At 56.3% G+C, this 20,979-nt stretch carries 20 protein-coding genes; 1 reads left to right on the top strand and 19 read right to left on the bottom strand.

Annotation, left to right across the window (positions count from 1 at the left end):
• The first annotated feature begins 184 nt into the window (after positions 1–184).
• Positions 185–1,267, top strand: a complete 1,083-nt coding sequence (locus AC4GMC_RS06190) for an alcohol dehydrogenase family protein (RefSeq protein WP_487876522.1) — start codon at positions 185–187, stop codon at positions 1,265–1,267.
• A gap of 53 nt (positions 1,268–1,320) precedes the next feature.
• Here the strand turns inward: AC4GMC_RS06190 and AC4GMC_RS06185 are convergent, their stop codons facing one another.
• The 19 genes from AC4GMC_RS06185 to AC4GMC_RS06095 all read right to left on the bottom strand — a co-directional run.
• Positions 1,321–2,382 (bottom strand): PucR family transcriptional regulator, encoded by a 1,062-nt coding sequence (locus AC4GMC_RS06185; protein WP_487878855.1) that lies wholly within the window; start codon positions 2,380–2,382, stop codon positions 1,321–1,323.
• Positions 2,379–3,815, bottom strand: a complete 1,437-nt coding sequence (locus tag AC4GMC_RS06180; RefSeq protein WP_487878856.1) for a PucC family protein — start codon at positions 3,813–3,815, stop codon at positions 2,379–2,381. Before AC4GMC_RS06180 ends, AC4GMC_RS06185 begins: the two co-directional genes overlap by 4 nt.
• A 110-nt stretch (positions 3,816–3,925) precedes the next feature.
• Positions 3,926–4,273, bottom strand: coding sequence for a light-harvesting protein (locus AC4GMC_RS06175; RefSeq protein ID WP_487877991.1), 348 nt, complete (start codon positions 4,271–4,273; stop codon positions 3,926–3,928).
• Positions 4,274–4,286: 13 nt separating this feature from the next.
• On the bottom strand, positions 4,287–4,442 hold the full coding sequence (gene pufB / locus AC4GMC_RS06170; RefSeq protein ID WP_038008076.1) for a light-harvesting antenna LH1, beta subunit: 156 nt from the start codon (positions 4,440–4,442) through the stop codon (positions 4,287–4,289).
• Positions 4,443–4,867: 425 nt separating this feature from the next.
• Positions 4,868–6,373, bottom strand: coding sequence for an aldehyde dehydrogenase (NADP(+)) (locus AC4GMC_RS06165; protein WP_487877992.1), 1,506 nt, complete (start codon positions 6,371–6,373; stop codon positions 4,868–4,870).
• Between the two features lie 58 nt (positions 6,374–6,431).
• Positions 6,432–7,301, bottom strand: a complete 870-nt coding sequence (locus AC4GMC_RS06160; RefSeq protein ID WP_487877993.1) for an NAD(P)-dependent oxidoreductase — start codon at positions 7,299–7,301, stop codon at positions 6,432–6,434.
• Positions 7,298–8,302: a 4-hydroxythreonine-4-phosphate dehydrogenase PdxA gene (locus AC4GMC_RS06155; protein WP_487878857.1), complete on the bottom strand. Its 1,005-nt coding sequence runs from the start codon at positions 8,300–8,302 to the stop codon at positions 7,298–7,300. Before AC4GMC_RS06155 ends, AC4GMC_RS06160 begins: the two co-directional genes overlap by 4 nt.
• Positions 8,302–9,015 carry a GntR family transcriptional regulator gene (locus tag AC4GMC_RS06150; RefSeq protein WP_487877995.1) on the bottom strand — a complete coding sequence of 238 codons (714 nt, stop codon included), beginning with the start codon at positions 9,013–9,015 and terminating at the stop codon, positions 8,302–8,304. The genes AC4GMC_RS06155 and AC4GMC_RS06150 overlap by 1 nt, the downstream gene beginning before the upstream one ends.
• 1 nt (position 9,016) lies before the next feature.
• A complete protein-coding gene (locus AC4GMC_RS06145; RefSeq protein ID WP_487877996.1) occupies positions 9,017–9,928 on the bottom strand; it encodes a dihydrodipicolinate synthase family protein in 912 nt (303 codons plus the stop codon).
• Positions 9,925–11,100, bottom strand: coding sequence for an L-rhamnonate dehydratase (locus AC4GMC_RS06140; protein WP_058123181.1), 1,176 nt, complete (start codon positions 11,098–11,100; stop codon positions 9,925–9,927). The genes AC4GMC_RS06145 and AC4GMC_RS06140 overlap by 4 nt, the downstream gene beginning before the upstream one ends.
• A 3-nt stretch (positions 11,101–11,103) precedes the next feature.
• Complete coding sequence (locus tag AC4GMC_RS06135; protein ID WP_487876708.1) at positions 11,104–12,600, bottom strand: tripartite tricarboxylate transporter permease; 1,497 nt, start codon at positions 12,598–12,600, stop codon at positions 11,104–11,106.
• 5 nt (positions 12,601–12,605) lie between these two features.
• Positions 12,606–13,046, bottom strand: coding sequence for a tripartite tricarboxylate transporter TctB family protein (locus tag AC4GMC_RS06130; RefSeq protein ID WP_487876707.1), 441 nt, complete (start codon positions 13,044–13,046; stop codon positions 12,606–12,608).
• A gap of 81 nt (positions 13,047–13,127) precedes the next feature.
• Positions 13,128–14,072, bottom strand: a complete 945-nt coding sequence (locus AC4GMC_RS06125; RefSeq protein ID WP_487876706.1) for a Bug family tripartite tricarboxylate transporter substrate binding protein — start codon at positions 14,070–14,072, stop codon at positions 13,128–13,130.
• Positions 14,073–14,879: 807 nt separating this feature from the next.
• Positions 14,880–16,382 carry a CoA-acylating methylmalonate-semialdehyde dehydrogenase gene (locus tag AC4GMC_RS06120; RefSeq protein ID WP_487876705.1) on the bottom strand — a complete coding sequence of 501 codons (1,503 nt, stop codon included), beginning with the start codon at positions 16,380–16,382 and terminating at the stop codon, positions 14,880–14,882.
• A 33-nt stretch (positions 16,383–16,415) separates the two neighbouring features.
• Positions 16,416–17,123 (bottom strand): SDR family oxidoreductase, encoded by a 708-nt coding sequence (locus AC4GMC_RS06115; RefSeq protein ID WP_487876704.1) that lies wholly within the window; start codon positions 17,121–17,123, stop codon positions 16,416–16,418.
• Positions 17,124–17,137: 14 nt separating this feature from the next.
• The gene (locus tag AC4GMC_RS06110) at positions 17,138–17,974 is read right to left on the bottom strand and encodes an NAD-dependent epimerase/dehydratase family protein (protein WP_487876703.1); all 837 of its coding nucleotides are present in this window, start codon (positions 17,972–17,974) and stop codon (positions 17,138–17,140) included.
• A gap of 3 nt (positions 17,975–17,977) precedes the next feature.
• Positions 17,978–19,189 (bottom strand): pyridoxal phosphate-dependent aminotransferase, encoded by a 1,212-nt coding sequence (locus tag AC4GMC_RS06105; protein ID WP_487876702.1) that lies wholly within the window; start codon positions 19,187–19,189, stop codon positions 17,978–17,980.
• On the bottom strand, positions 19,186–19,959 hold the full coding sequence (locus AC4GMC_RS06100; protein WP_487876701.1) for an HpcH/HpaI aldolase family protein: 774 nt from the start codon (positions 19,957–19,959) through the stop codon (positions 19,186–19,188). The genes AC4GMC_RS06105 and AC4GMC_RS06100 overlap by 4 nt, the downstream gene beginning before the upstream one ends.
• On the bottom strand, positions 19,959–20,979 hold a 1,021-nt coding region (locus tag AC4GMC_RS06095; protein ID WP_487879404.1), incomplete at its 5' end, for an NAD(P)/FAD-dependent oxidoreductase. The genes AC4GMC_RS06100 and AC4GMC_RS06095, both read right to left, overlap by 1 nt.

Genomic DNA, 20,979 nt, shown 5'->3' with positions numbered 1-20,979 from the left:
GCCCTGTTCTGAAGAACCTCTGCAATTCGAATTGGTTTTGAACGGCATTGGGTGCGGTACAGCGTTTTAGACTGACAAAACCGCTCAATGGACCTAAACCGAGACAGCCTTCGGCTTGCCTGATCGAAGGGTGGGCGACCAAGGCCCCCACCTAGCCAAACTACGAAATCGGAACTCGCGCACAATGACACTGCCCACCACAATGAACGCCATGGCCACCATGGGGCATGGCAGCATGGATCAGATGGTTTGGCACGACGATTGGCCCTGCCCCAAGCCAAATGCAGGCGAAGTGTTGGTACAGGTCAAAGCCTGCGGGCGAAACAACACGGACGTGAACACCCGTGTCGGATGGTATTCCAAGGCCGTCACTGAGGCGACCAGCGGCGATGGCTATACCAAAGTCGACGATGAAGACCCAACCTGGGGGGCCGCGCCGATATCCTTCCCGCGCATTCAAGGCGCCGACGTCTGTGGTGAGATCGTGGCCGTCGGCACCAACGTAGACGCCGCCCGCATCGGCGAGCGGATCATCACCGATTGCTGGCTACGTGACCCCCAAGACCCTAGCGACATCACCAAGACTGGTTACTTCGGCTCCGAACGTGATGGTGGGTTTGCGCAGTACACCACCATGCCCGCAGTTAATGCGATTGCCGTAAACAGCCCCCTGTCCGACGCCGAATTGGCCACGTTTTCATGCTCCTACTCCACCGCGGAGGGGATGCTGACACGCGCCGGCGTGACCGAGGCGGATACCGTTTTGGTACCCGGCGCCTCGGGCGGCGTGGGCACTGGCCTAATCCAGTTGGCAAAGCGACGCGGTGCGCGTGTGGTCGCTCTCGCTTCCGAAGGTAAGCATGACGTTGTCCGCGCCTTGGGCGCCGATATTGTGCTGCCACGCGCGCCAGAAAACCTGCGAGCAACCCTTGGGGACGAAAAGATCACCGTCCTTGCAGATGTTGTGGGGGGACCCAATTGGGGCGCCCTGCTCGATGTCATCGAACGTGGTGGGCGCCTCACATGTTCCGGCGCGATTGCAGGTCCGATCGTCGCGTTTGATCTGCGCACATTCTACTTGCGCGATCTGACGTTCACCGGGTCCACCGTCATCACACCAGAGGTCACAGCAGCACTTGTTCGCTACATTGAAGCGGGAGAGATCAAACCCGCTTTGGCTGCCACCTACCCTCTGCGCGAACTGCACGCCGCACAATCCGCATTCATCGAAAAAGCCCACACGGGCAACATCGTCGTGGTCCCATAGGTCACGTGGCGTCGGCGCAGCGCGTCACGCGCAGCCCAATGCGTAAGCCATGACTAACGCTGCATCAAGGTCGGCATACCCAGCATCCGAGAAAACGAAAAGCCGTCACGTTGAGGGCGATCCGCAGGATCCTGACGTTTGATCACGAGAGGCAGGATAAAGTTGGCCATTCGCGCGTGTTTGGGAAAAATCGAGCCGGTGAATGGTTTGCGACGGCTCAACAATCCAATGGGAAAACTCGCCATCCGTGCGTGTCGCGAAAAGATAGAGCCCGTGAACGGTTTGCGACGGCTCAGCAATCCAATTGGAAAGTTCGCCATGCGCGGCGCACCGGGCATCAATGCATTGCTGCCGGTTTTGCCATTGATCAACAGGGGAAACGGTACCGTGGCCATCCGCTGATGCCGCGGAAAGATAGAGCGATCAAACGGCTTGCGGCGATTGGTCAACGGCAGAATGATGTTCGCCATTCGCCCATGACGAGGAATAATCGAACCCGTGAACGGCTTGCGCTGAGAGATCAGTTTAATCGGAAAACTCGCCATGCGCTGATGCCGACCAAAGATCGACTTAGTGTAGGGCTTACGCTTACTCAGCAGGTCAAATGGCCAGTTGGCCATGTGGGCGTGGCGATAAAACAGGGTCCCATCATAGGGCTTTCGCTTAGACAAAAGCGGGATGGGCCAATCGGCCATATGGTGATTGCCGCGCGCCCGGGCGCTACGCTCGACCCCGGACATGAATCGGGGATGGCTTTGCAGAACGCTCAGCCCACGGCGCCCATAGGTTGGGTCCTTGATCTCGACCTCATCAACGACCCCCTCAAGGGCCACAGCCCCATTGGCCACGGCAGCTTCACGCGTCATCCGCGCGACCCCCAAGGGACGGCATCCGGCCTCAACCAGCATCACGGATCCGCCCTTGGCGAGCCGGGCCTCATAGGCTTGCGCGGCAGCAGGCATGACTTGCAACGCGGTCAGTTTATCCGCCAAACCGTCGGCTTCCGTGAATATGCGAATAATCTGTGGCGCAACCTTTTGCTCGAAAACAAGCGCATCTCGCGCTGCCATTGCCTGATCCGCGTGCTCAAAATACCGTGTGATGATCTTTGTCATTGTGCCTCCACTGGCTTTGGTTGTGCGGTCGCTACAGGGCGCGACGTCCGGGAAACGCCACGGCGGATCACGAGCGGAATAGCAATGAATATTGCCATAACAAGGAACGCCATCTCGATCGTGAAGACTACATTATAGGGCGTGCTGGGCTGAAGTCCCGCAAGGCTTGGGGTGGCCACAAGGATGTCACGGACAATCCCGGCAAGTGCGACGCCAATTCCTGCGCAGGTCGCTTGCACCGCGCCCCATGCGCCAAGCGACAGGCCGACTTGGTCCGGTGGGGCATTTCGGATCGTAGCCGTCAGTGTGCCGTGCCCAAACAACCCCGCACCAAGACCCGTGGCCAAAGTGCCCACGCAAAAGACAAACGCACCGCCATGAACCGACGAAAGGATAATGGCGGCAAACCCCGGCAAGCCGATCATCGCGCCAAATGCAGCCAATCGCACGGGATCCCCCCCGATTGCCAGCGCCCGTGAGGCGATACCAAACCCCATCAATGTGCCGCCCGCGAACAACGCCGTCAGGCGCGTCGTCTCTGCCACTGAAAACCCGAGGGCTTGGCCACCGTATGGCTCTAACAGGACATCCGCCATGCCAAAGCCAAAGGTACCAAGGCCAATCACAACCAGCAGTCGCATTGTACCGGGCAAGGCGATCAACCGCGCCCAGGCATCGCGGAATGAAGCCTTAGGTGCCTGCGCCATACGCAAAGCGCGCGATCGGTCACGAGATTCCTGCTTCCACATCGCGATCATGTTCAGCGCGACCGTCACCACCGCAGAGCCTTGGATCACTTGGATCAAACGGCCGGGGGTATAGTCAGCCAACAACGCACCGTAGATCAACGCGCTCATGACCATGCCCAAAAGCAGCATCACATACATTAGGCCCACGACCTTGGGGTGGTCTTCTTGCTTGACCAAATCCGTCGCAAGCGCCAGCCCCACGGTCTGGACAATGTGCAGCCCAGCTCCCACCAGCAAAAACGCCAGCGCCGCTGACGACAGACCTAGCCAGCGGGGGGCATCCACTGCCTCGCCGTACCCGGACAGAACCAAAAGCGCGAAGGGCATGATCGCAAAACCGCCGAATTGGTACATCGTGCCCTTCCAGATGTAGGGCACGCGCCGCCATCCAAGGGCGGACCGATGTTCATCGGATTTAAAACCAACCAGCGTTCGAAATGGCGCAAATAGCAACGGCAGCGCAAGCATACCGGCCACAAGGGCCGCCGAGACGTTTAGTTCCACAATCATCACCCGGTTCAAGGTGCCCATCAACAGAACCAAAGCCATGCCAACTGTTACCTGAAACAACGACAGCCGCAGCAACCGTGACAGCGGCACATCCTTGGTCGCGACATCCACAAACGGGAGATAGCGCGGCGCGATAGAAGCCAGCTTGTTGAGGGCAAAGGCGCGATACTTCATGGGTCCATTTACCACCACGGGTCGATGATCGGCTGACTTATGCGGTCAACCAAGCGCTCAGAGAAAAGAGAGCGCCCTCAGGCGAAATCGCCCGGGGCGCGGATGATCGACTAAAACGTGCCGATCACAGGCGGTGCATCTGCGGAAGCCCGAATTGTGTTGGGCTGCAGAATGGCCTTTGCCGATGTGCCATCAGCAAGAACGATGGTCACTTCACGTGCGCCGCCGTCCAGATCAGTTGTATAGGCCACTTTCGCGGTATCCGCGTTTGGTACTGTCATGGCAGACGCCATTTCATCCCCGGAGCCAAGAGGCTGACCGGACAAGAAATCCGACACCCAAGACGTGTTGCTTAGGACAGCAACGTGGACCGCGAACGACCCAACGGCAACTGCGCCAAGAAACAAGGGGACCCCGACGGACGGGGACACAACAAGCCACATTTTTGCATTATTCATTGTCTATCCTTCCTTAGCCGAGCCAAGGCGTTGCAGACGCCACAAGAATGTGTGCCAAAAGCGCGATAGCCCCGAACACGCGGGTACCGTCGATGAGGTAGCTATGCACTTCCTCTGCCTCTTTTAGGGTCAGACCGGTTGGCCAGACCTTCTCTGGATCATCGGACATGTCCAAACTCCTCCATGTTTAGGTTTCGGAACCCACACGAGGACGGCTTGGCAAGATGCGATGGCCACTCTCGTGGATTCACGGCCCAGCCCATTTTCAGGCCACAGCCGATAGGAAAATTGTGTACTTTTTTATTTACATTGTAAACTGTCTATATAAGTTTACATATTTTAATTTCTAAAAACAGATAATTAATAGAATTCCCGCCGTGCGTTGCGTGCAAAATTGAGAACTATCCACAACCCTGCGGTGAGCCAAGGGACAACCCCTCGCAACCACAGATGGGCAAAGCTGATCGATTTTGCCTCCGAATCCCGGGGCGTTCAAATCATGCCAAAACCCCCAACAAAGAGGGCGCAGCGGTGAACCATCGCGTCGATGGAACCGCTGCGCCCAGTCTTTGAATTTAAGTAGGCGAAAGGGGCTTAGAACCCGTCAGGCAAGAGAGCATCCGGCATGTTTTGATAACACACAGGCCGCACGAAACGACGAATGGACATCGTTCCGACCGAGGTCGCCCCAAAGTTGGTCGACGCAGGATAAGGCCCGCCGTGTACCATCGTGTCAGACACCTCAACACCGGTGGGGAAACCATTAACCAAAACACGGCCCGCCTTGCGCTCAATGATCGGCATCAGGCTTTTTGCCATCGGCGTATCGGCCTCATCCATATGGATGGTACAGGTCAACTGCCCCTGCAATGCCTTGGCGACAGATGACATTTCATCCGCGTTTTGCGCAACGACAACAATACCCAAGGGCCCAAACACTTCTTCCTGTAGCGCATGTTCAGCCAGCCAATCTTTGGCCGATACTTGATACAAATAAGGTTTTGCTTCGCGACCTTCGCAGGCGGTGCCGAGAAGTTCGCTCACACCAGCGCCTTCTGCGATGCGGGCTGCACCGCAGCGATAGGCATCCGCAATCCCGTCGGTCAACATTGTTTGGGCCGCCATTTCGCTCAGAGCGCTTTGTGCGGCATCCACGAACGCGTCCGCGCCCGGCAAAACAACCGCAATACCGGGATTGGTGCAAAACTGCCCTGCCCCCATGCTGAGCGAGCCAGCCCATGCAGTTCCCATGTCAGCGCCGCGCGTTTCCATAGCTTTGGGCATCATGAACATCGGATTGACGGAGCCCAATTCACCAAAGAATGGGATCGGCTCTGGCCGTGCGGCGCATAGATCGAACAAAGCACGCCCCCCACCAAGCGAGCCGGTGAACCCAACCGCGCGGATCAGCGGATGCTGGACCAGCGCGGTGCCGACATCGCGCTTGCCGCCTTGGATCATGCTGAATACACCGGGATGCATGCCCGTCTTTTGGATGGCGGCATGGATCGCTTCAGCTACGATTTCGCCGGTGCCGGGGTGTGCCGAATGGCCCTTGACCACGACCGGACACCCAGCAGCCAAAGCCGCCGCTGTATCACCGCCCGCTGTCGAGAACGCCAATGGGAAGTTCGATGCGCCGAACACGGCGACAGGCCCGATCGGACGCTGGACCAGCTTTAGATCAGGGCGCGGCAGCGGTGCCCGGTCGGGCAGTGCTGGGTCATGCGCTTGGTCCAGATAATCGCCCTTTAGGATGTGCGCTGCGAACAATCGCAATTGGCCCGTTGTGCGGCCGCGCTCTCCCTGAAGACGTGCCTCCGGCAGACCGGTTTCCTGCGTACCAATTTCTGTAATTGCTTCACCCCGGGCTTCGATTTCATCGGCAATTGCGTTCAGAAATGCGGCGCGGTCTTCGCGGGAACAGTAGCCAAAGGACCAAAACGCCTCTTCGGCAGCTTCGCAAGCTTGTGCCACCAAATCGGGTGTTCCGACTGAATATTCATGCGCCGGACCATGCGCCGGGTCAGATGCAAAGGTCCGGTCACTCGCGACCCATTCGCCAGCAATCAGATGTTTTCCATGGGGCTTAAAGCTCATCTTGGGTATCCGTTTCCTTGTAGGTTTCAACTGTAAGGCGCGATCTGGCGCGCCAGAATTAGGGGTCTTCGGGTGCCAGCATGGTGCTGACGAAACGATCACCGCGACCATCCGAGACCAGCGTTGCAAATCGATCAGCCAACAGCTCCGCCAAGGCCGTCCGAGAGGGTGCCACGTGTTCGATCAAATCACGGGCATACCGCAAGTCCTTGGCCGCGTTGATTATGGTAAACTGCGCGCCGTCGTAGTTGCCGTCTAGTGCAGGGCCAACGGCCTTTTGCAGTGTGCCGGAACGGGCAGCCCCGCTCATCATGATGTCATAAAGTGCGCGGGCATCAACGTTCATTTTCGCGGCACACTGGAATGCGTCCGCCAATAGCATGATGGTGCCCTGTGTGACGAAATTGTTCAAAAGCTTTGCGGCATGCCCGGTGCCAGCATCACCAAAACGGCGTGTGGTTTTTGAATAGACGCCAACAATGGCCTCTACCGCTGAAAAATACGCAGCGTCGCACCCAACAAGCGATGCAAGCGTGCCTTCACGCGCCTGCTGCGGCCCGCCAGTTAACGGGGCGTCTGCAAAAACTGCGCCCTGCGCCGACAGATCACGCGCCAACTGCGCACTGGTTTCAGGCCGGGATGTGCTCGTGTCGATCCACATTTGCCCCGCGGCAAAGTGACGGACCAATTCATCCGCCAAATCTGCGATTACATCAGCGTTCGGCACACATGTCATTAACACGTCGCAGCCCCGCAGCAATTCCAGCGCATTTGCAGCTTCAATCGCACCCTTCGCCAATAAGTCCTCAATCGGTGACCGGTTTGTATGGGGCAGCACCGCAAGCGGATGCCCCGCCGCCAACAGGCAAGACGCCATGCCGGCACCCATCAGTCCGACACCGATAAAGCCTATAGACGGCAACGTCATAAGGCGGCTTCGGTCTTTGCCGTTGTGGCCATGCGAACCAGCAGATCAAAGGCTTGGCGCGTAGCGCTCACATTCGCAATGCCTTGGCCTGCGATGTCAAACGCGGTGCCGTGGGCGGGCGTGGCAACCGGAATGGGCAAACCACCGGCCACAGTCACCCCCCTGTCGAACCCCATCAGTTTAATCGCGATCTGACCCTGATCGTGGTACATCGTGACCACTGCGTCCACCTCACCCCGTTTGGCCTTGAGAAAGACGGTGTCGGATGGCCAAGGGCCGGTCACGTTCATCTGCCGATCCTGACAGGCCCGGACCACGGGTTCGATGATATCAATCTCTTCGGTGCCGAACTTACCGTTATCCCCGGCATGGGGGTTCAACGCGGCTACCGCGACATGCGGCCGTGCTTTGCCGGAGCGCGCGAGCGTAGCATGTGCCAACTCAATTGCGCGCTGAATACCCGGACCGTCAATGTTGCCCGCAACATCTTTTAGCCCAATATGGCTGGTCACACGTGTGGTCATCAGATCGTCCAACACGTTGATCTCCGAATGATAGCCAGTGAAGCCCAGGTACCGCGCCATATAGCGATGCTCATCTTCAGCGTTCAGTCCAGCAGAGGTCATCGCAGCCTTGTTAAAGGGCGCGAACAACACGCCATCCACACGACCCGCCTGCGCCAAATCTAGCGCCTTATCCAAACATCTGAGGGATGTCGTGCCGCCAGCCACGGTCACTGCCGCCACTTGGACCTGATCGGGATCAACCGTTGTCAAATCAAGGTGCGCAAGCCCCTCAAAGCCATCGATTGCGTCCTCCTCAATCGTATTCAGCGTCACTTCAACACCAGCTTGTTCAGCCCCGCGCTGCCAAAGATGGGCATCCCCGACCAAAATGATATCTGCGGCCTCACGCACGCCGTCCTCGGACAGCAGCTTGGCGATCAATTCAGGACCAATTCCAGACGGGTCACCGGGGACGATAGCAAGTTTGGGGCGCATCATTTGGCCTCTTTTTCAGATTGAATTTCTGTGATTGACGCAGCGATGTTTTTCTCAGCCGTCTGCAAGTGCAACTTCAGAGCACGGCGCGCAGCAACCGGATCGCGAGCTTTTAGGGCCTGCACGATATCCAAATGCTCCTGCCGGGTTGCATCGCGACCCGCATCGCGTTGTGACGACAAGAACCGCACACGCCACAGCCGGGCGTTATAGGTCGCATGGGTTTCCGCCAAGGCGGCATTGTTGGCGGCCGCCACGATGGCTTCGTGAAATGCCATATCACGCCGGAACGCCTCCAGCTTGCCTTCGGAGTTGCGCGCCTCCTTGATGGAGGCATTGATCCGCTCAATTTCGGCCAAATCAGCGTCGCTGGCGTGCGCACAGGCCAACTCACCCGCCAAAGCCTCAAGCGCGCCCTGGACACGCAGCCAATCGTTGATTTCATCAAGCGAAGGGTCCGCGACGCTTGGGCGGCGGGTCGGCCCGTAAGCGATCAACCCCTCCCCCTCAAGAATGCGCAGCGCCTCTTTCAGGGGTGTCCGGCTGATCCCGAATGCCTCAGCCAAGTCACGTTCCCGCACCGGCATGCCCGGCGCCAATTTGCCCAGCATGATGAACTCACGCAAGTTATCCGCCGCCTCAGAGGCCAGCGACTTGCGCGGCTTGAGATCAGCAAAGTCACGAAGTTCATCTCTCCAGGCGGGATCTTTCATACTATTTCCCCCACCGCAGAACGAGCGGATCAAGCGGCCGCAACAGGTCAATCATCCGCGACCGTATATCCGGGTGCAACGGCGGGATCGGATGGCGACAGAACTCAGATTTAATTACGCGCCCTTCAACCATCGCAGCCTTGCACGATTGCCAACCGCATTGCCGGTTTTCGTGGTTAATTGCCATCGCAACGCGGCCGTACGCCTCGGTCGCGCCCGACATATCGCCTGCGTGATATTTAGTGATGACCGGTTTGATCTGATCCACAATCATCCCACTGGTCATTGAACCAGTCGCACCAGCGTCGAGATCAGCCAGAAGGGTAATCGCCTCTTCGCCATCGAACGGTGCCTCAATCGCATCGCCGCCTTTCGCGATTAGGGCGCGGATTTTGTTAGCCGCCCGAGGGCATTCGATCTTGAATAGCTTCACGGCTTCAATCTCGCGCGCCATACGCACCAAAAGCGACACCGGCAGATCCACACCTGACAAAGGTGCGTCCTGAACCATAATCGGGATACCGACCTCGCCCACGGCTGCGAACTGCTCAAAGCTTTGTTCAGGCGTGCCTTTCAGCAAGGCCCCATGGTAGGGCGGCATCATCATCACGATGTCCGCACCCAAATCCTTGGCAAAGCGCGCACGCTCTACGGCGATCTGAGTGGCATAGTGGCTGATCGTGATGATCACCGGCACGCGGCCCGCGATATGCTCAACACTCAGCCGCGCCAACACCTCGCGCTCAGCGTCCGAGATCAGAAACTGCTCTGAAAAGTTGGCAAGGATGCAAATCCCGTCCGCGCCTTGGTCGATCAGGCAATCAAGGACACGCTTCATACCCTCCAGATCGGGGGTGCCATCGTCGTGAAACGGGGTCGGCGCGACGGGCCATATACCGGTATAAATGCTCATTCAGTGATCTCGAAGTGTTCCAGATATTTGTCAGTGATCGTGATCCCAAGACCCGGCTTTTCTTCGTCCAGTTGCAAGAAACCATCCTGCGCCTCTGCATCACCTTCAAAGATGTAATAGAACAGCTCGTTGCCGACTTCGACATCGAAAACCGGGAAATATTCAGACATTGGGCAGTTCGTGTTGGCCATAGTGACGTGATAATTGTGCATTTGGCCGGCATGCGGGATGACGGGCACCTGATGTGCCTCGGCGATCGCATTGATTTTTTGGGCGGCCGTGATCCCGCCCACGCGGTTTGTGTCGTACTGCAATACACTCACGGCATTGGTCTGCAACAGGTTCTTACAACCCATGACAGAAAACTCATGCTCACCGCCAGAAATCGGCACGATGTTCATGGCGTTCAGTTCCGCGTAGCCAGTGGTATCGTCGCCAATGACCGGCTCTTCCAGCCAGCGTAGCTCAAACGGGGCCAGCTTGGGCAGCATGCGCTTGGTGTAGTCAAGGTTCCAGCCCATGTAGGCATCTGCCATCAAGTCTTTGTCGTAGCCAATAACCTCGCGCACGCATTCGATCCGCTTAAGGTTCTCGCGCATGCCCGCCATGCCGTCCCGTGGACCCCAGCCAAACCGCATCTTGAACGCTTGGTATCCCGCCTTCATCGCCTCTTCGGCCTCGGCCTGCATCACATCGATGGGGCCGGAATAAAGCTTGGAATAATAGACCGGGATTTCCTCTTTGGTGCGCCCGCCCAGCAGCTTGAACACCGGCTTATCGACGAGCTTGCCCATCAAATCCCAGATCGCGATATCAATAGCCGACATCGCGGTCATGCCCACACCTTTGCGGCCCCATGCTTGGGTGCGCCGGTACATCTTTTCCCAGATGTAGGCATAGTCGAACGGATCCTCGCCCACGACCAGCGGAGCATACCAATCATCAATCGCCTTCTTGGTCACCGAAGGCGCAAGAGCTGCGTTGCCGATGCCAATCGTACCATCATCGGCTTCGACCTCACAGGTAAGCCATTGGTGAAAGCGGAACGATTCCATCGCATCACCCTTCATGCCCAGCGCATCAGAGGCGTTAGTGCAGAAGTTGCCTTGCGGCGGGACCGTCGGGCCTGTCCAATTCCAGACACGGGTGCGGATCGATTTTATTTTGGTCATGGGTTATTCTCCCGTGGAATGAAGTGGATCGCGCTGACGAAACAGGCGCCAGAAATGGGGCCCGAACAACGCGAGTATGGTTAGAACGAAAAACAGCAATGTCAGGGGACGGGTGAACATCAGCCACCATTGGTCATCGAGCATGATCAGCGATTGGCCCAGACGTTTTTCTAGCATCCCTCCAAGGATCAATCCGATGGCCAAAGGCACAACCGAATAACCAAAACGACGCATGAAGTAGCCGATCACGCCTGAGCCGATCGCGATGTACACATCCAACATCGACTGATCGAGAGCATAAGCCCCGACGATCGAGAACGTGAACACAATAGGCCAGAGAATCTGCACCGGAACAAAGGTGACCCGTGCAAATAGCTTGGCGCCGAAAAGCCCGACAAAGATAAACATGATGTTCACCAACAGCATGGACCAAAAGATCGCATAGGCAAATTCGGCCTGCTCAGTGAACATAGTCGGTCCCGGCTGAAGCCCATGGACCATAAGGCCCGCAAGGATAACGGCGGCCGTCGGGCTGCCTGGAATGCCTAGGGCCAAAGTGGGCACCATTGCCCCTCCGGTGGCTGAGTTGTTCGCAGCCTCCGAACCGGCGATGCCCTCTATCGCGCCTTTGCCGAATTCCTCGGGGGTTTTGGACCAACGCCGCGCCTCATTATAGCCAATCATCGAGGCGACAGTCGCGCCCTCTGCGGGCAAGATACCGATAAACGTGCCAATGCCCGAACTGCACAGAATGGTTTTCCAGACTTTGCGATAGTCCGCGCGAGACGGCAGCTTGATCGCTTTGAGCAAGATTTGACGCCGCTCAACGCTCAGCCGTTCAGCCTGCACCAATAGCTCGGATATCCCGAATATGCCGATCATGACCGGCACAAAGCCGATCCCTTCGGACAGTTCATTGAACCCGAATGTAAAGCGTTCAACCGTGGTCAAAAGATCCTTGCCCACCGTTGCCAACAAAATGCCGATGCACCCTGCAATAATGTTTTTGAGCGGGGTGCCGTCGCCGATTGTGGCCAGCATCGAAATCCCAAAAACCGTCAGAGCAAAGTATTCTGGCGGAGCAAAGTTGTACGCCATGCGCGCCAACAACGGCGCGGCGAGCATCAGACAAAAGACAGAGATAATCCCACCAATCGTCGATGAAACAGTCGCCATGCCCAGCGCCCTGCCCGCCTCACCGCGTTGGGCCAAAGGAAAACCATCCAAGCAGGTCGTAGCACTTGCGGATGTGCCGGGTGTGTTGATCAAGATCGCGGTGATCGCGCCGGCGAAAGTGGCGGCGCAGTAGATCGTCGTCAGGATAGCAATCGCGGGGATCGGCTCCATTGTGATTGTGAAGGGCAGCAAAAGAGCGGCACCGGTTGTGGCGTTCAACCCCGGCAGTGACCCGATGATGACCCCCGCCAGCGTCGCCGCAAAAAGCAACACAAGCAGTTGCGGGTCCATCAGTGCAAGAAGTCCGGCAATAAGCGGTTCCATGTGGGTTATCCGTACCAGAGGTTCGTCAGGACACCGCGCGGAAAGCGGATCCGGAACACCAAATCAAAGAGAAAAAACACGAGTGTCGGGCTAACAATGGCGACCAATCCGATGCTCCAAAGGCGCCGTTCGCCCCAAAGCCAAGCGAGCCCTCCTGCAAAGACGCCCAACCCCAAGAACAGGTCGATCTGAGCCACCAGCGAAAAGACAACAAACAGACCAATGCTGCGCCAAACGTTCAAACCGACTGCTTCATGTTCAATCGGCTTGTCAAAGATCATCACCAGAACAGACAGGGCGATGATTAGGATCAGCACCATCTGAGGAAAGTCTTCGGGCTGCATACCGCGCAGCAAGATCGGCGGAACACGGTCAAACTGGGTGCTGAGCCAATATGCAATTAGGCAAAAGGCGATCGTGCCGCAGGGCACCGCATAGCGGGTCATGGATGTAATCCTAGAAAAAGGAGAGGCATCAAACCGACCTGCAACGCAGCACGTTGCAGGTCGGCCGTATCGTCCGAGTGCTTATTCGATGAAGCCCAGCTCACGCAGGGCGGCATCCATATCAGCTTGCATCGAAGTCAGCTGGTTGCCCCAGACCTCAGATCCTGCAACCGAGTTCGCATCTAGACCGACCGACGTCAGGAAACCCTGATAAACTGTGTGGCCCATTGCATTCATCAACGAGGCTTCAATCTTTTCAGCCACCGCATCCGGTGTATCGGCGTGCACAACAAAGCCACGTACCGTGGAGAAGTTCGCATCAATCCCAAGCTCTTGGGCTGTCGAGACGTCTGGCAGGCCGCTCATCCGTTCGGGCGCAAGCACAACAATTGGACAAATATCGCCCGCAGAAATCTGCGAACCGGCCTCTGCCAGGTTCAGGACAGCGACATCAACAGCACCAGCAACCAGTTGTGTTGCCAGCTCACCGCCGCCATCGAAGGGGATGATCTTGGGCGTAGCCAATTCACCACGGCGGGCGAACATAAAGGCGGACACATCATCAATACCACCAAGGTGGGTCGTGCCGTAAGTGAGTGGTTCATCCTTTTGGGCAGCAACAAACGCCTCAGCGCTATCGTAGACGCCACAACGCGTCATCAGAATTTGCGGGTCGTCCGTGCCGCGGGCAATTGGCCGAACATCATCCAGCGTCATTTCGGTTTTACCCAACGCCACAGTCGCAGAATGGCCAATGGTGAATGTCAGAATGCTATGACCATCAGGCTCTTGGGTCAGGTAATAGTCCATAGCAGTGGCGCCACCGCCCCCTCGCTTGTTGACCACGACCATGTCGGTGCCAAGCTCGCGGCGTGCACGGATCATCATCATCCGCGTGGTTACGTCGGTACCGCCACCGTTCCCGGCGTGGGTAATCACTTCGATTGTTTTTGTTGGATATTCTTCAGCGAGAACCTCACCACCGAGGAGCGCTGCGGCAGATGCCAAAGCCAAAAGTTTCTTCATAATTTTCTCCCATGCATTCGACGCTTTCTGCGCCTTACGTGGCGGATATCATAGCATTCAATATTTTGGAATACCAAATATTGAAATGTGAATTGAGCATGAGCTGCGATCGGGTGAAAGCATGTAGTGGACATGAGACGGACGTGATCGAGAGAAATTCACCCCCACTGACAAGCAACGCCAATCCGCACAAAACAAAAGAAAAAGGCCGCCCAAGGCGACCCATTCAAATCAGCAGCATCTATCGCGAAGGGCGGGAAGCGGCCTTTCGCTGCGGGTGCGAACAGAATTTGACAACTTGAAGAAAGCGGACACTCGGGACTGCGACCCAGTTTGGTCGATTTGCAAACGCAGCAAATGGCCGTGCAGAGCCCAATGTGTGAATTCAGTTTTTGTGCTGCGCGCGCTCGCAGCAAAATGTTGCGGCAACAACGCAAATTGTAACACCACTGCGCCGCGACACGACAGCTCGACTCTGTGAACTACAACTAAAACGAAACGCTTGAGATTCAGATAAAGGGTGCGCTGTTTCAATTTGATTGCAGCCATACAATAGCGGAGCAGCTCCTTTTAACTATTGCCGAGACCGAAGACAGATAAGCATCCTTTTGACAAAGGATGCGGTCGCGCCGCACTCTTGGAGCCTATCTTGTTCCATTGTATGGGATTTGCACCCCAAGTTTAGGCTTGCGCGTTTGTAAAACATCTGGCTTTCCTCTTTAAAAAGCACAGCACATCAAACGAATAAATGCCTCCCAAGGATCTCGGCTTTCGCGGCGATTTAATCATTGATTGGTTGACGCACAGTTAACCCAAATTTGGCATCACAAACTCAGGGTCAGATCGCATACCCGAAGGCCACCGTGTTGTCGTCGTCTTGATGCGGGTAAAGAAACGCACTCCTTCCATCCCATGCATATGATGGTCCCCAAAGATTGAGGCCTTCCACCCACCAAAGCTGTGGAATGCCATTGGAACCGGAATGGGAACGTTAACGCCTACCATACCGACCTCAATGTCCTGACTGAAGTTGCGCGCAACATCGCCGTCCCGCGTAAATATCGCAGTTCCATTGGCATATTCGTGCCCATGAATGAGGTCGACGGCTTCTCGGTACGATGGTTTTCGAACGATAGACAATACAGGCCCGAAGATCTCGTCGCGGTACGCCGTCATGTCTTCAGTGACATTGTCTAACAATGTACCGCCGATGAAGTATCCGTCTTGATAGCCCTGTTTATCCTGCCTGAAGGTGCGGCCATCTACCACCATTTTGGCACCCTGCGTCTCAGCGCTATCGATATAATCGCGGACCTTTTCCAAGTGTCGAGCAGTAATCAGAGGCCCCATTTCAGATGAGTTATCCGATGCCGGCCCAATCTTTAGCGCTTCGATTTGAGGGGCGAGTTTGGCCACCAAAGCATCCGCAACCGCATCTGTCACAGGAACTGCAACCGAAATCGCCATGCAGCGTTCACCCGCAGACCCAAACGCCGCACCCATTAGCGCGTTCGCAGCCATGTCGAGATCAGCATCAGGCATGATCACCATATGGTTTTTCGCACCACCTAAGGCCTGCACGCGCTTGCCGTTGGATGTGCCCGTTTCGTAAATATACTTTGCAATCGGGGTAGAGCCTACAAAGCTAACGGCTTTGACATCATCGTGGTTCAACAAGGCATCAACCGCGACTTTATCGCCTTGCACGATATTAAACACACCCTCTGGCAGGCCTGCCTCTGCCAGCCATTCACCGATCAGTAGTGCAGCAGATGGATCACGCTCGGATGGCTTGAGAATGAAGGTATTCCCCGTCGCCAGCGCCACAGGGAACATCCAGCATGGAACCATAACAGGGAAATTAAACGGTGTGATCCCGACACAAACCCCAAGTGATTGACGGATCATGTGACTATCGACACCGCTTCCAACGTTCTCGCTAAATTCACCTTTCATGAAACTAGGGGCGGAGGTCGCGAATTCGACCACCTCAAGCCCACGTGTCACTTCGCCCAAGGCATCATCATGCGTTTTACCATGCTCAGAGGAGATGACCTCGGCCAATTGATCAGCACGATCCCACAGTATCATCTTGAATCTGTCCAAAATGCGCGCACGCCGTAGCGCGGGCATTTTTGACCACGCAGGCCAGGCCGTTTTTGCGGCTGACACAGCAGCGTCAACGTCTGCGACCGATGCCAAAGCGACAGTCTTTTCCGACATGCCGGTTGCAGGGTTGAAAACAGGTTGTGTCCGATCAGAGGACCCTGCGAAGTGAGCGTTGTTGATAAAATGCGAGATGTTGGTCATGTGATCTTTTCCAAAGGAGGCAAAAATAGGGGCTTAGACAGACCGCGTGATGCCGCCATCCACTCTGATGTTTTGGCCGGTGATGTAGGCACCGCCGTCTGAGGCGAGAAAAGCCACAACACTTGCAATTTCGTGCAAGGAATTGCCGTAGCGACCCATTGGGATCATAGAACGGAACTCTTCCTTTTCGGGCAGGCTGTCGATGAAACCTGGCAGGACATTGTTCATGCGGATGTTTTCGGCGGCGTATTTGTCCGCGAAGAGTTTGCTGTAGGCAGCCAGCCCTGCGCGCATAACGCCAGACGTTGGGAAAACTGGGTTGGGCTCAAAAGCAGCAAAGGTCGAGATGTTAATGATCGCGCCACCACCTTGCTTTTGCATAATCGGCGTCACCAGACGCGTTGAGCGTGCGACGTTGAGGAAATACACCTCCATCCCCTCGTGCCAGTCTTCATCTGTTAGCTCCAAGATCGGGGCGCGCGGGCCGTGACCTGCAGAGTTCACCAAAACGTCGATGCGGCCCCAGTGATCCATCGCGGCATCCACCAGCTTTTGCAGGTCCGCCTCAGACTTATTCGTGCCAGTTACACCAACACCGCCAAGTTCTTGGGCCAATGCCTCGCCCTTCCCCGACGAGGACAGAATGCCCACCTTAAACCCATCAGCGGCAAGTGCCCGCGCGCTGTCTGCGCCCATGCCAGATCCACCAGCTGTGATCAGCGCTACTTTCACGTCTGACATTGTGACTCTCCTATTCAGGTTTTCTTGGTGTCATCGATGATATTCATAGTGGCCACGCCACTGTTCCCTAGTTCGACAGCTGCGAAGGGTCCGCCATGGCACATATTGCCGGGGTCTTGGCTGTCCATCGGTTCGGTTTCCGCTAAGATCGCTTTGGCGAAATGCTCTGCATTGTCGTTTGGGCGATAGCCAAGGAAGCTGGCTTTCGCATTATCTACGGGCGCGCGGTCATTGTTCGACACCCCATAGACAACACTAAAGCCTGTTACGGGTGTTTCGATTGAGCGTTGCACAAGTTGGATCAGATCATCGTAAGACAACCACGATCCCAATGCCCGGGCGTTGGTGACTTGGGCGCACGACAGGATGCGCATGTGGACACTCTCAAGGCCGCGTTTGTCCCAGTACAGTGAACCGAGGTCTTCAGCAAAACACTTGGCCAACCCATAAAACGTATCAGGGCGGTGGCGCACTTCGGTGTCTATGAAATCTGTCTTGGGATGCATCCCAACTGCGTGAATAGAGCTGCCGTAAACCACGCGCTTCAGGCCCCGCTGATAGGCGGCTTCCCAAATGTTGTAGGCCCCGACAAAGTTCGGCCCGAGCAGCTTTTCAAACGGCCCCTCATCGGCATAGGCCCCCATGTGAACAACCATGTCCGCGCCGTCCAGCACGCGCATCATGTCATCGAGGCTGGCCAGATCACCCTTTGCATAGGTTTCACCCTCATAAAGCGCACCGATATCATCCACGATATCGGTCGAAACCAGTTCATCGCACATCTTGGACATGGGTTCGCGCAGATAGGAACCAAGACGCCCTGCGGCACCTGTGAGGACAAGTTTTTTCATGGGTCAGGTCTTTCTTTGAAGTTTCGCAACAGAGGTCGCGATACGGTCCATCGCGTGCCCGAGGACATCGATCGATGCAGCGGTTGAGATACGAAAATACGGGGACAGGTCATATGCGCTGCCGGGAACAGCGGCGATACCAGCATCGTTGAGGATGTAGGCTGTAACATCGGCATCATTGGCCAGTGTTTCGCCATTCGGTGTTTGCGCGCCGATAAGCCCAGCACAACCGATCAGACCATAGAATGCGCCCCCTGGAGGATCGAGCGTCAGGCCGTCTATTTCTGCGATCCGATCAACGACCAGATTGCGACGTGTCTCGAACGCCTCACAAAAGGCGCGCACCTCGTCTTGTGGGCCGTTCAAAGCCGCAGCAGCTGCTCCTTGCGCAATTGCGCAAGCACCCGAGCAAATCTGGCTTTGCACCTTGGTCATCGCAGCGATAAGCGGCTTTGGACCTGCGCCATAACCAATGCGCCAGCCCGTCATCGCATAGGCTTTTGACACCCCGTTGACCGTCAATGTTCGTTCTTTCAGCGCTGGGTTCGCGGCGGCAAAGGACAGGAATTTACGGCCATCAAATAAGATATGCTCATAAATTTCGTCCGAGAGGATCAGCACATTAGGATGACGTTCCAGCACCGCACCCAAGTCGCGCAGATCATCGTCGGAATAAACGGCGCCCGCCGGATTTGATGGCAGGTTCAACATGATCCAACGGGTCTTTGGTGTGATGGCCGCCTCAAGCTGCGCAGGTGTTAGGCGGAAACCATTCTCGGCAGGGCATTTGAGCGCGACAGCCTCGCCACCAAGGATCAGAACGATGTCTTTGTATTGCCCAAAATATGGCGCGCACATCAGAACTTCGTCGCCATCTTCCAGCGTTGCCATCATGGCGTTGAAAAGGACCTGCTTGGCCCCGTTGGAAACAATGACTTCGTCGACTGCATAGGTAAGCGCGTTTTCGCGAGCGAGTTTGTCTACGACAGCCTGGCGCATTTCCAGCGTACCATTCGTCGGAGGGTAGCGGGTTTCCCCGCGCAGTGCAGCCTGATGGGCTGCCTCCACGATATGGGCAGGTGTGTCGAAATCGGGCTCGCCAAGTCCAAGGTCAATCACGTCCTCGCCGCGGGCCTTTGCGTCTTTGGCAGCCTGACTGACCCAAGCAGAGGCCGAGGGTTGTACCGGATCTAGGCGAGAAGATGCAAATTTCACGACAGCCCCCCTTTTACTGTCGCAAGCAATTGATCAGACGCCTTCGCAAGCAGGCTGGCATCTGTGCCGCAAGCAACAAAGGAGAACCCTTCGTTGAGCAGTTCAGTCGCAAAGGCTGGATCAAGAACCAACGTGCCCACAGGCACCCCTTTGGCCATCAGTTTTTGTGCAGCAGGTTTGATGAGCGCCCAAACTTCAGGGTCCATCGGCTTGCCAACTTTACCAATGTCTGCGGCGATATCAGCGGGGCCAAAAAAGATGCCGCTGATCCCGTCCACATCTGCAATTGCCTCTGCTTGTTCGACGGCATGGCGCGTTTCGAGCTGCAACAAGACGGCCGTCTCATCCTCAATCCGGTCCACATAATCAGTCACCCGCCCAAATTTGGTCGCCCGCGTCGCACCTGACACCCCGCGTACGCCGTGGGGTGGATAACGGGTGGCGGCCACGGCGCTTTGTGCTTCCTCAACGGATTGGATCATCGGAAATAGAATGCCCGGCGCGCCCAAATCCAGCAGGCGTTTCACAATCACAGTGTCGTTCCAGTCCGCCCGTACAATGGCCGTGGTGTTACTGGCGGCAAAGACCTGCAGCTGCCCCAGGACGCTGAAATAATCGTTGGGGCTGTGCTCCATGTCGATAAGTGCCCAATCGTAGCCAGCAGGCGCTGTCACCTCGGCGACAAAATTGCTGCTTAGGCTGATCCACAGACCAACTTGTTTTTTTCCAGCCTTCAACGCTTGGGCGAAGGCATTTGTTGCCAGTTTCATCAGATGATTGCCTTTTCGATGATCGGGCGGTTCGCGGCGATACGGTCAAAATGGAATTGTGTCATGTCGAGCGTTTTGTAGGCCCCATGCACCATGATCTCGGCTGTGCCGCGACCCATTGCAGGCGATTGCTGAAGCCCGTGACCAGAAAATCCGTTCAGGAAATAGAAGTTCTCAACTTCCGAATGCGGCCCAAGTATCGCGTTGTGGTCAAATGTGTTCATCGCATAGTGCCCGCCCCATTCGGATTGGACCTTGATAGCCTCAAACTGGGGAATACGCGTGGCAAGGATCGGCCAGACGTGGTTTTCCCACATGCTGTGATCCATCGCAAAATCATCATAATCCACGGCAGGATCGACGTCAGAATGACCACCACATTGATAAGTGCCACCACCGTTTTCACGCACGTGAACGCCCGATGGATCAATCGTGAGAGGCAGATCACGGTCAAGCGGCGTTTCGGCAGAGAATATCCAGGAATATCGCTTGCGCGGCTCAACCGGCACGTTGATCCCTGCCATCTGCGCCGTGCGCGCAGCACGTGGACCAGAGGCATTCAACAGCTGCCCACAGGCAACCACTTCACCTGATTTCAACGTCACACTCTCAACGCGGGTGCCACTTGCGCTTTTAGTGATCCCGACGACTTCGTTTTCAATGTATTCCACGCCGCGTTCACGCGCTGATTTTCGCCACCAGTCAAACACTGCTGTCGCGTCCCAAAGGCCTTCGTCCACCAAATTGATAGATCCCAGCACGATGTCGTCCACGTTGTAGAATGGATAAGCCGCCTTGATCTGCTCTGGCGTCATCAACTGGGTCGCGGCGCCTGCCTTAAGCTGCACTGCTTGGCTTTCGCGCAAGACATCAGCAAAGCCTTCGTTGTCTGCCAAGTACATGTATCCGAACGACCGAATGGACAGGTCTGGCACGCGGTCATCATTGCCCATGTAATGTGGCAAATTCTTTACAAAATCAGCAGCAAACTGGCTAATCCGCACGTTCAACTCGCCCGAG

The sequence above is a fragment of the Thalassobacter sp. genome, from assembly GCF_982993085.1.
The sequence above is the reverse complement of the archived record's forward strand: the minus strand, read 5'-3'. Positions and strand labels throughout refer to the sequence as shown.

What these genes read in the sequence shown, in the direction of transcription:
- AC4GMC_RS06190 (WP_487876522.1), top strand. Translation starts at nt 185, where the DNA reads ATGACACTGCCCACCACAATGAACGCCATGGCCACCATGGGGCATGGC.
- AC4GMC_RS06185 (WP_487878855.1), bottom strand. Translation starts at nt 2,382, where the DNA reads ATGACAAAGATCATCACACGGTATTTTGAGCACGCGGATCAGGCAATG.
- AC4GMC_RS06180 (WP_487878856.1), bottom strand. Translation starts at nt 3,815, where the DNA reads ATGAAGTATCGCGCCTTTGCCCTCAACAAGCTGGCTTCTATCGCGCCG.
- AC4GMC_RS06175 (WP_487877991.1), bottom strand. Translation starts at nt 4,273, where the DNA reads ATGAATAATGCAAAAATGTGGCTTGTTGTGTCCCCGTCCGTCGGGGTC.
- pufB (WP_038008076.1), bottom strand. Translation starts at nt 4,442, where the DNA reads ATGTCCGATGATCCAGAGAAGGTCTGGCCAACCGGTCTGACCCTAAAA.
- AC4GMC_RS06165 (WP_487877992.1), bottom strand. Translation starts at nt 6,373, where the DNA reads ATGAGCTTTAAGCCCCATGGAAAACATCTGATTGCTGGCGAATGGGTC.
- AC4GMC_RS06160 (WP_487877993.1), bottom strand. Translation starts at nt 7,301, where the DNA reads ATGACGTTGCCGTCTATAGGCTTTATCGGTGTCGGACTGATGGGTGCC.
- AC4GMC_RS06155 (WP_487878857.1), bottom strand. Translation starts at nt 8,302, where the DNA reads ATGCGCCCCAAACTTGCTATCGTCCCCGGTGACCCGTCTGGAATTGGT.
- AC4GMC_RS06150 (WP_487877995.1), bottom strand. Translation starts at nt 9,015, where the DNA reads ATGAAAGATCCCGCCTGGAGAGATGAACTTCGTGACTTTGCTGATCTC.
- AC4GMC_RS06145 (WP_487877996.1), bottom strand. Translation starts at nt 9,928, where the DNA reads ATGAGCATTTATACCGGTATATGGCCCGTCGCGCCGACCCCGTTTCAC.
- AC4GMC_RS06140 (WP_058123181.1), bottom strand. Translation starts at nt 11,100, where the DNA reads ATGACCAAAATAAAATCGATCCGCACCCGTGTCTGGAATTGGACAGGC.
- AC4GMC_RS06135 (WP_487876708.1), bottom strand. Translation starts at nt 12,600, where the DNA reads ATGGAACCGCTTATTGCCGGACTTCTTGCACTGATGGACCCGCAACTG.
- AC4GMC_RS06130 (WP_487876707.1), bottom strand. Translation starts at nt 13,046, where the DNA reads ATGACCCGCTATGCGGTGCCCTGCGGCACGATCGCCTTTTGCCTAATT.
- AC4GMC_RS06125 (WP_487876706.1), bottom strand. Translation starts at nt 14,072, where the DNA reads ATGAAGAAACTTTTGGCTTTGGCATCTGCCGCAGCGCTCCTCGGTGGT.
- AC4GMC_RS06120 (WP_487876705.1), bottom strand. Translation starts at nt 16,382, where the DNA reads ATGACCAACATCTCGCATTTTATCAACAACGCTCACTTCGCAGGGTCC.
- AC4GMC_RS06115 (WP_487876704.1), bottom strand. Translation starts at nt 17,123, where the DNA reads ATGTCAGACGTGAAAGTAGCGCTGATCACAGCTGGTGGATCTGGCATG.
- AC4GMC_RS06110 (WP_487876703.1), bottom strand. Translation starts at nt 17,974, where the DNA reads ATGAAAAAACTTGTCCTCACAGGTGCCGCAGGGCGTCTTGGTTCCTAT.
- AC4GMC_RS06100 (WP_487876701.1), bottom strand. Translation starts at nt 19,959, where the DNA reads ATGAAACTGGCAACAAATGCCTTCGCCCAAGCGTTGAAGGCTGGAAAA.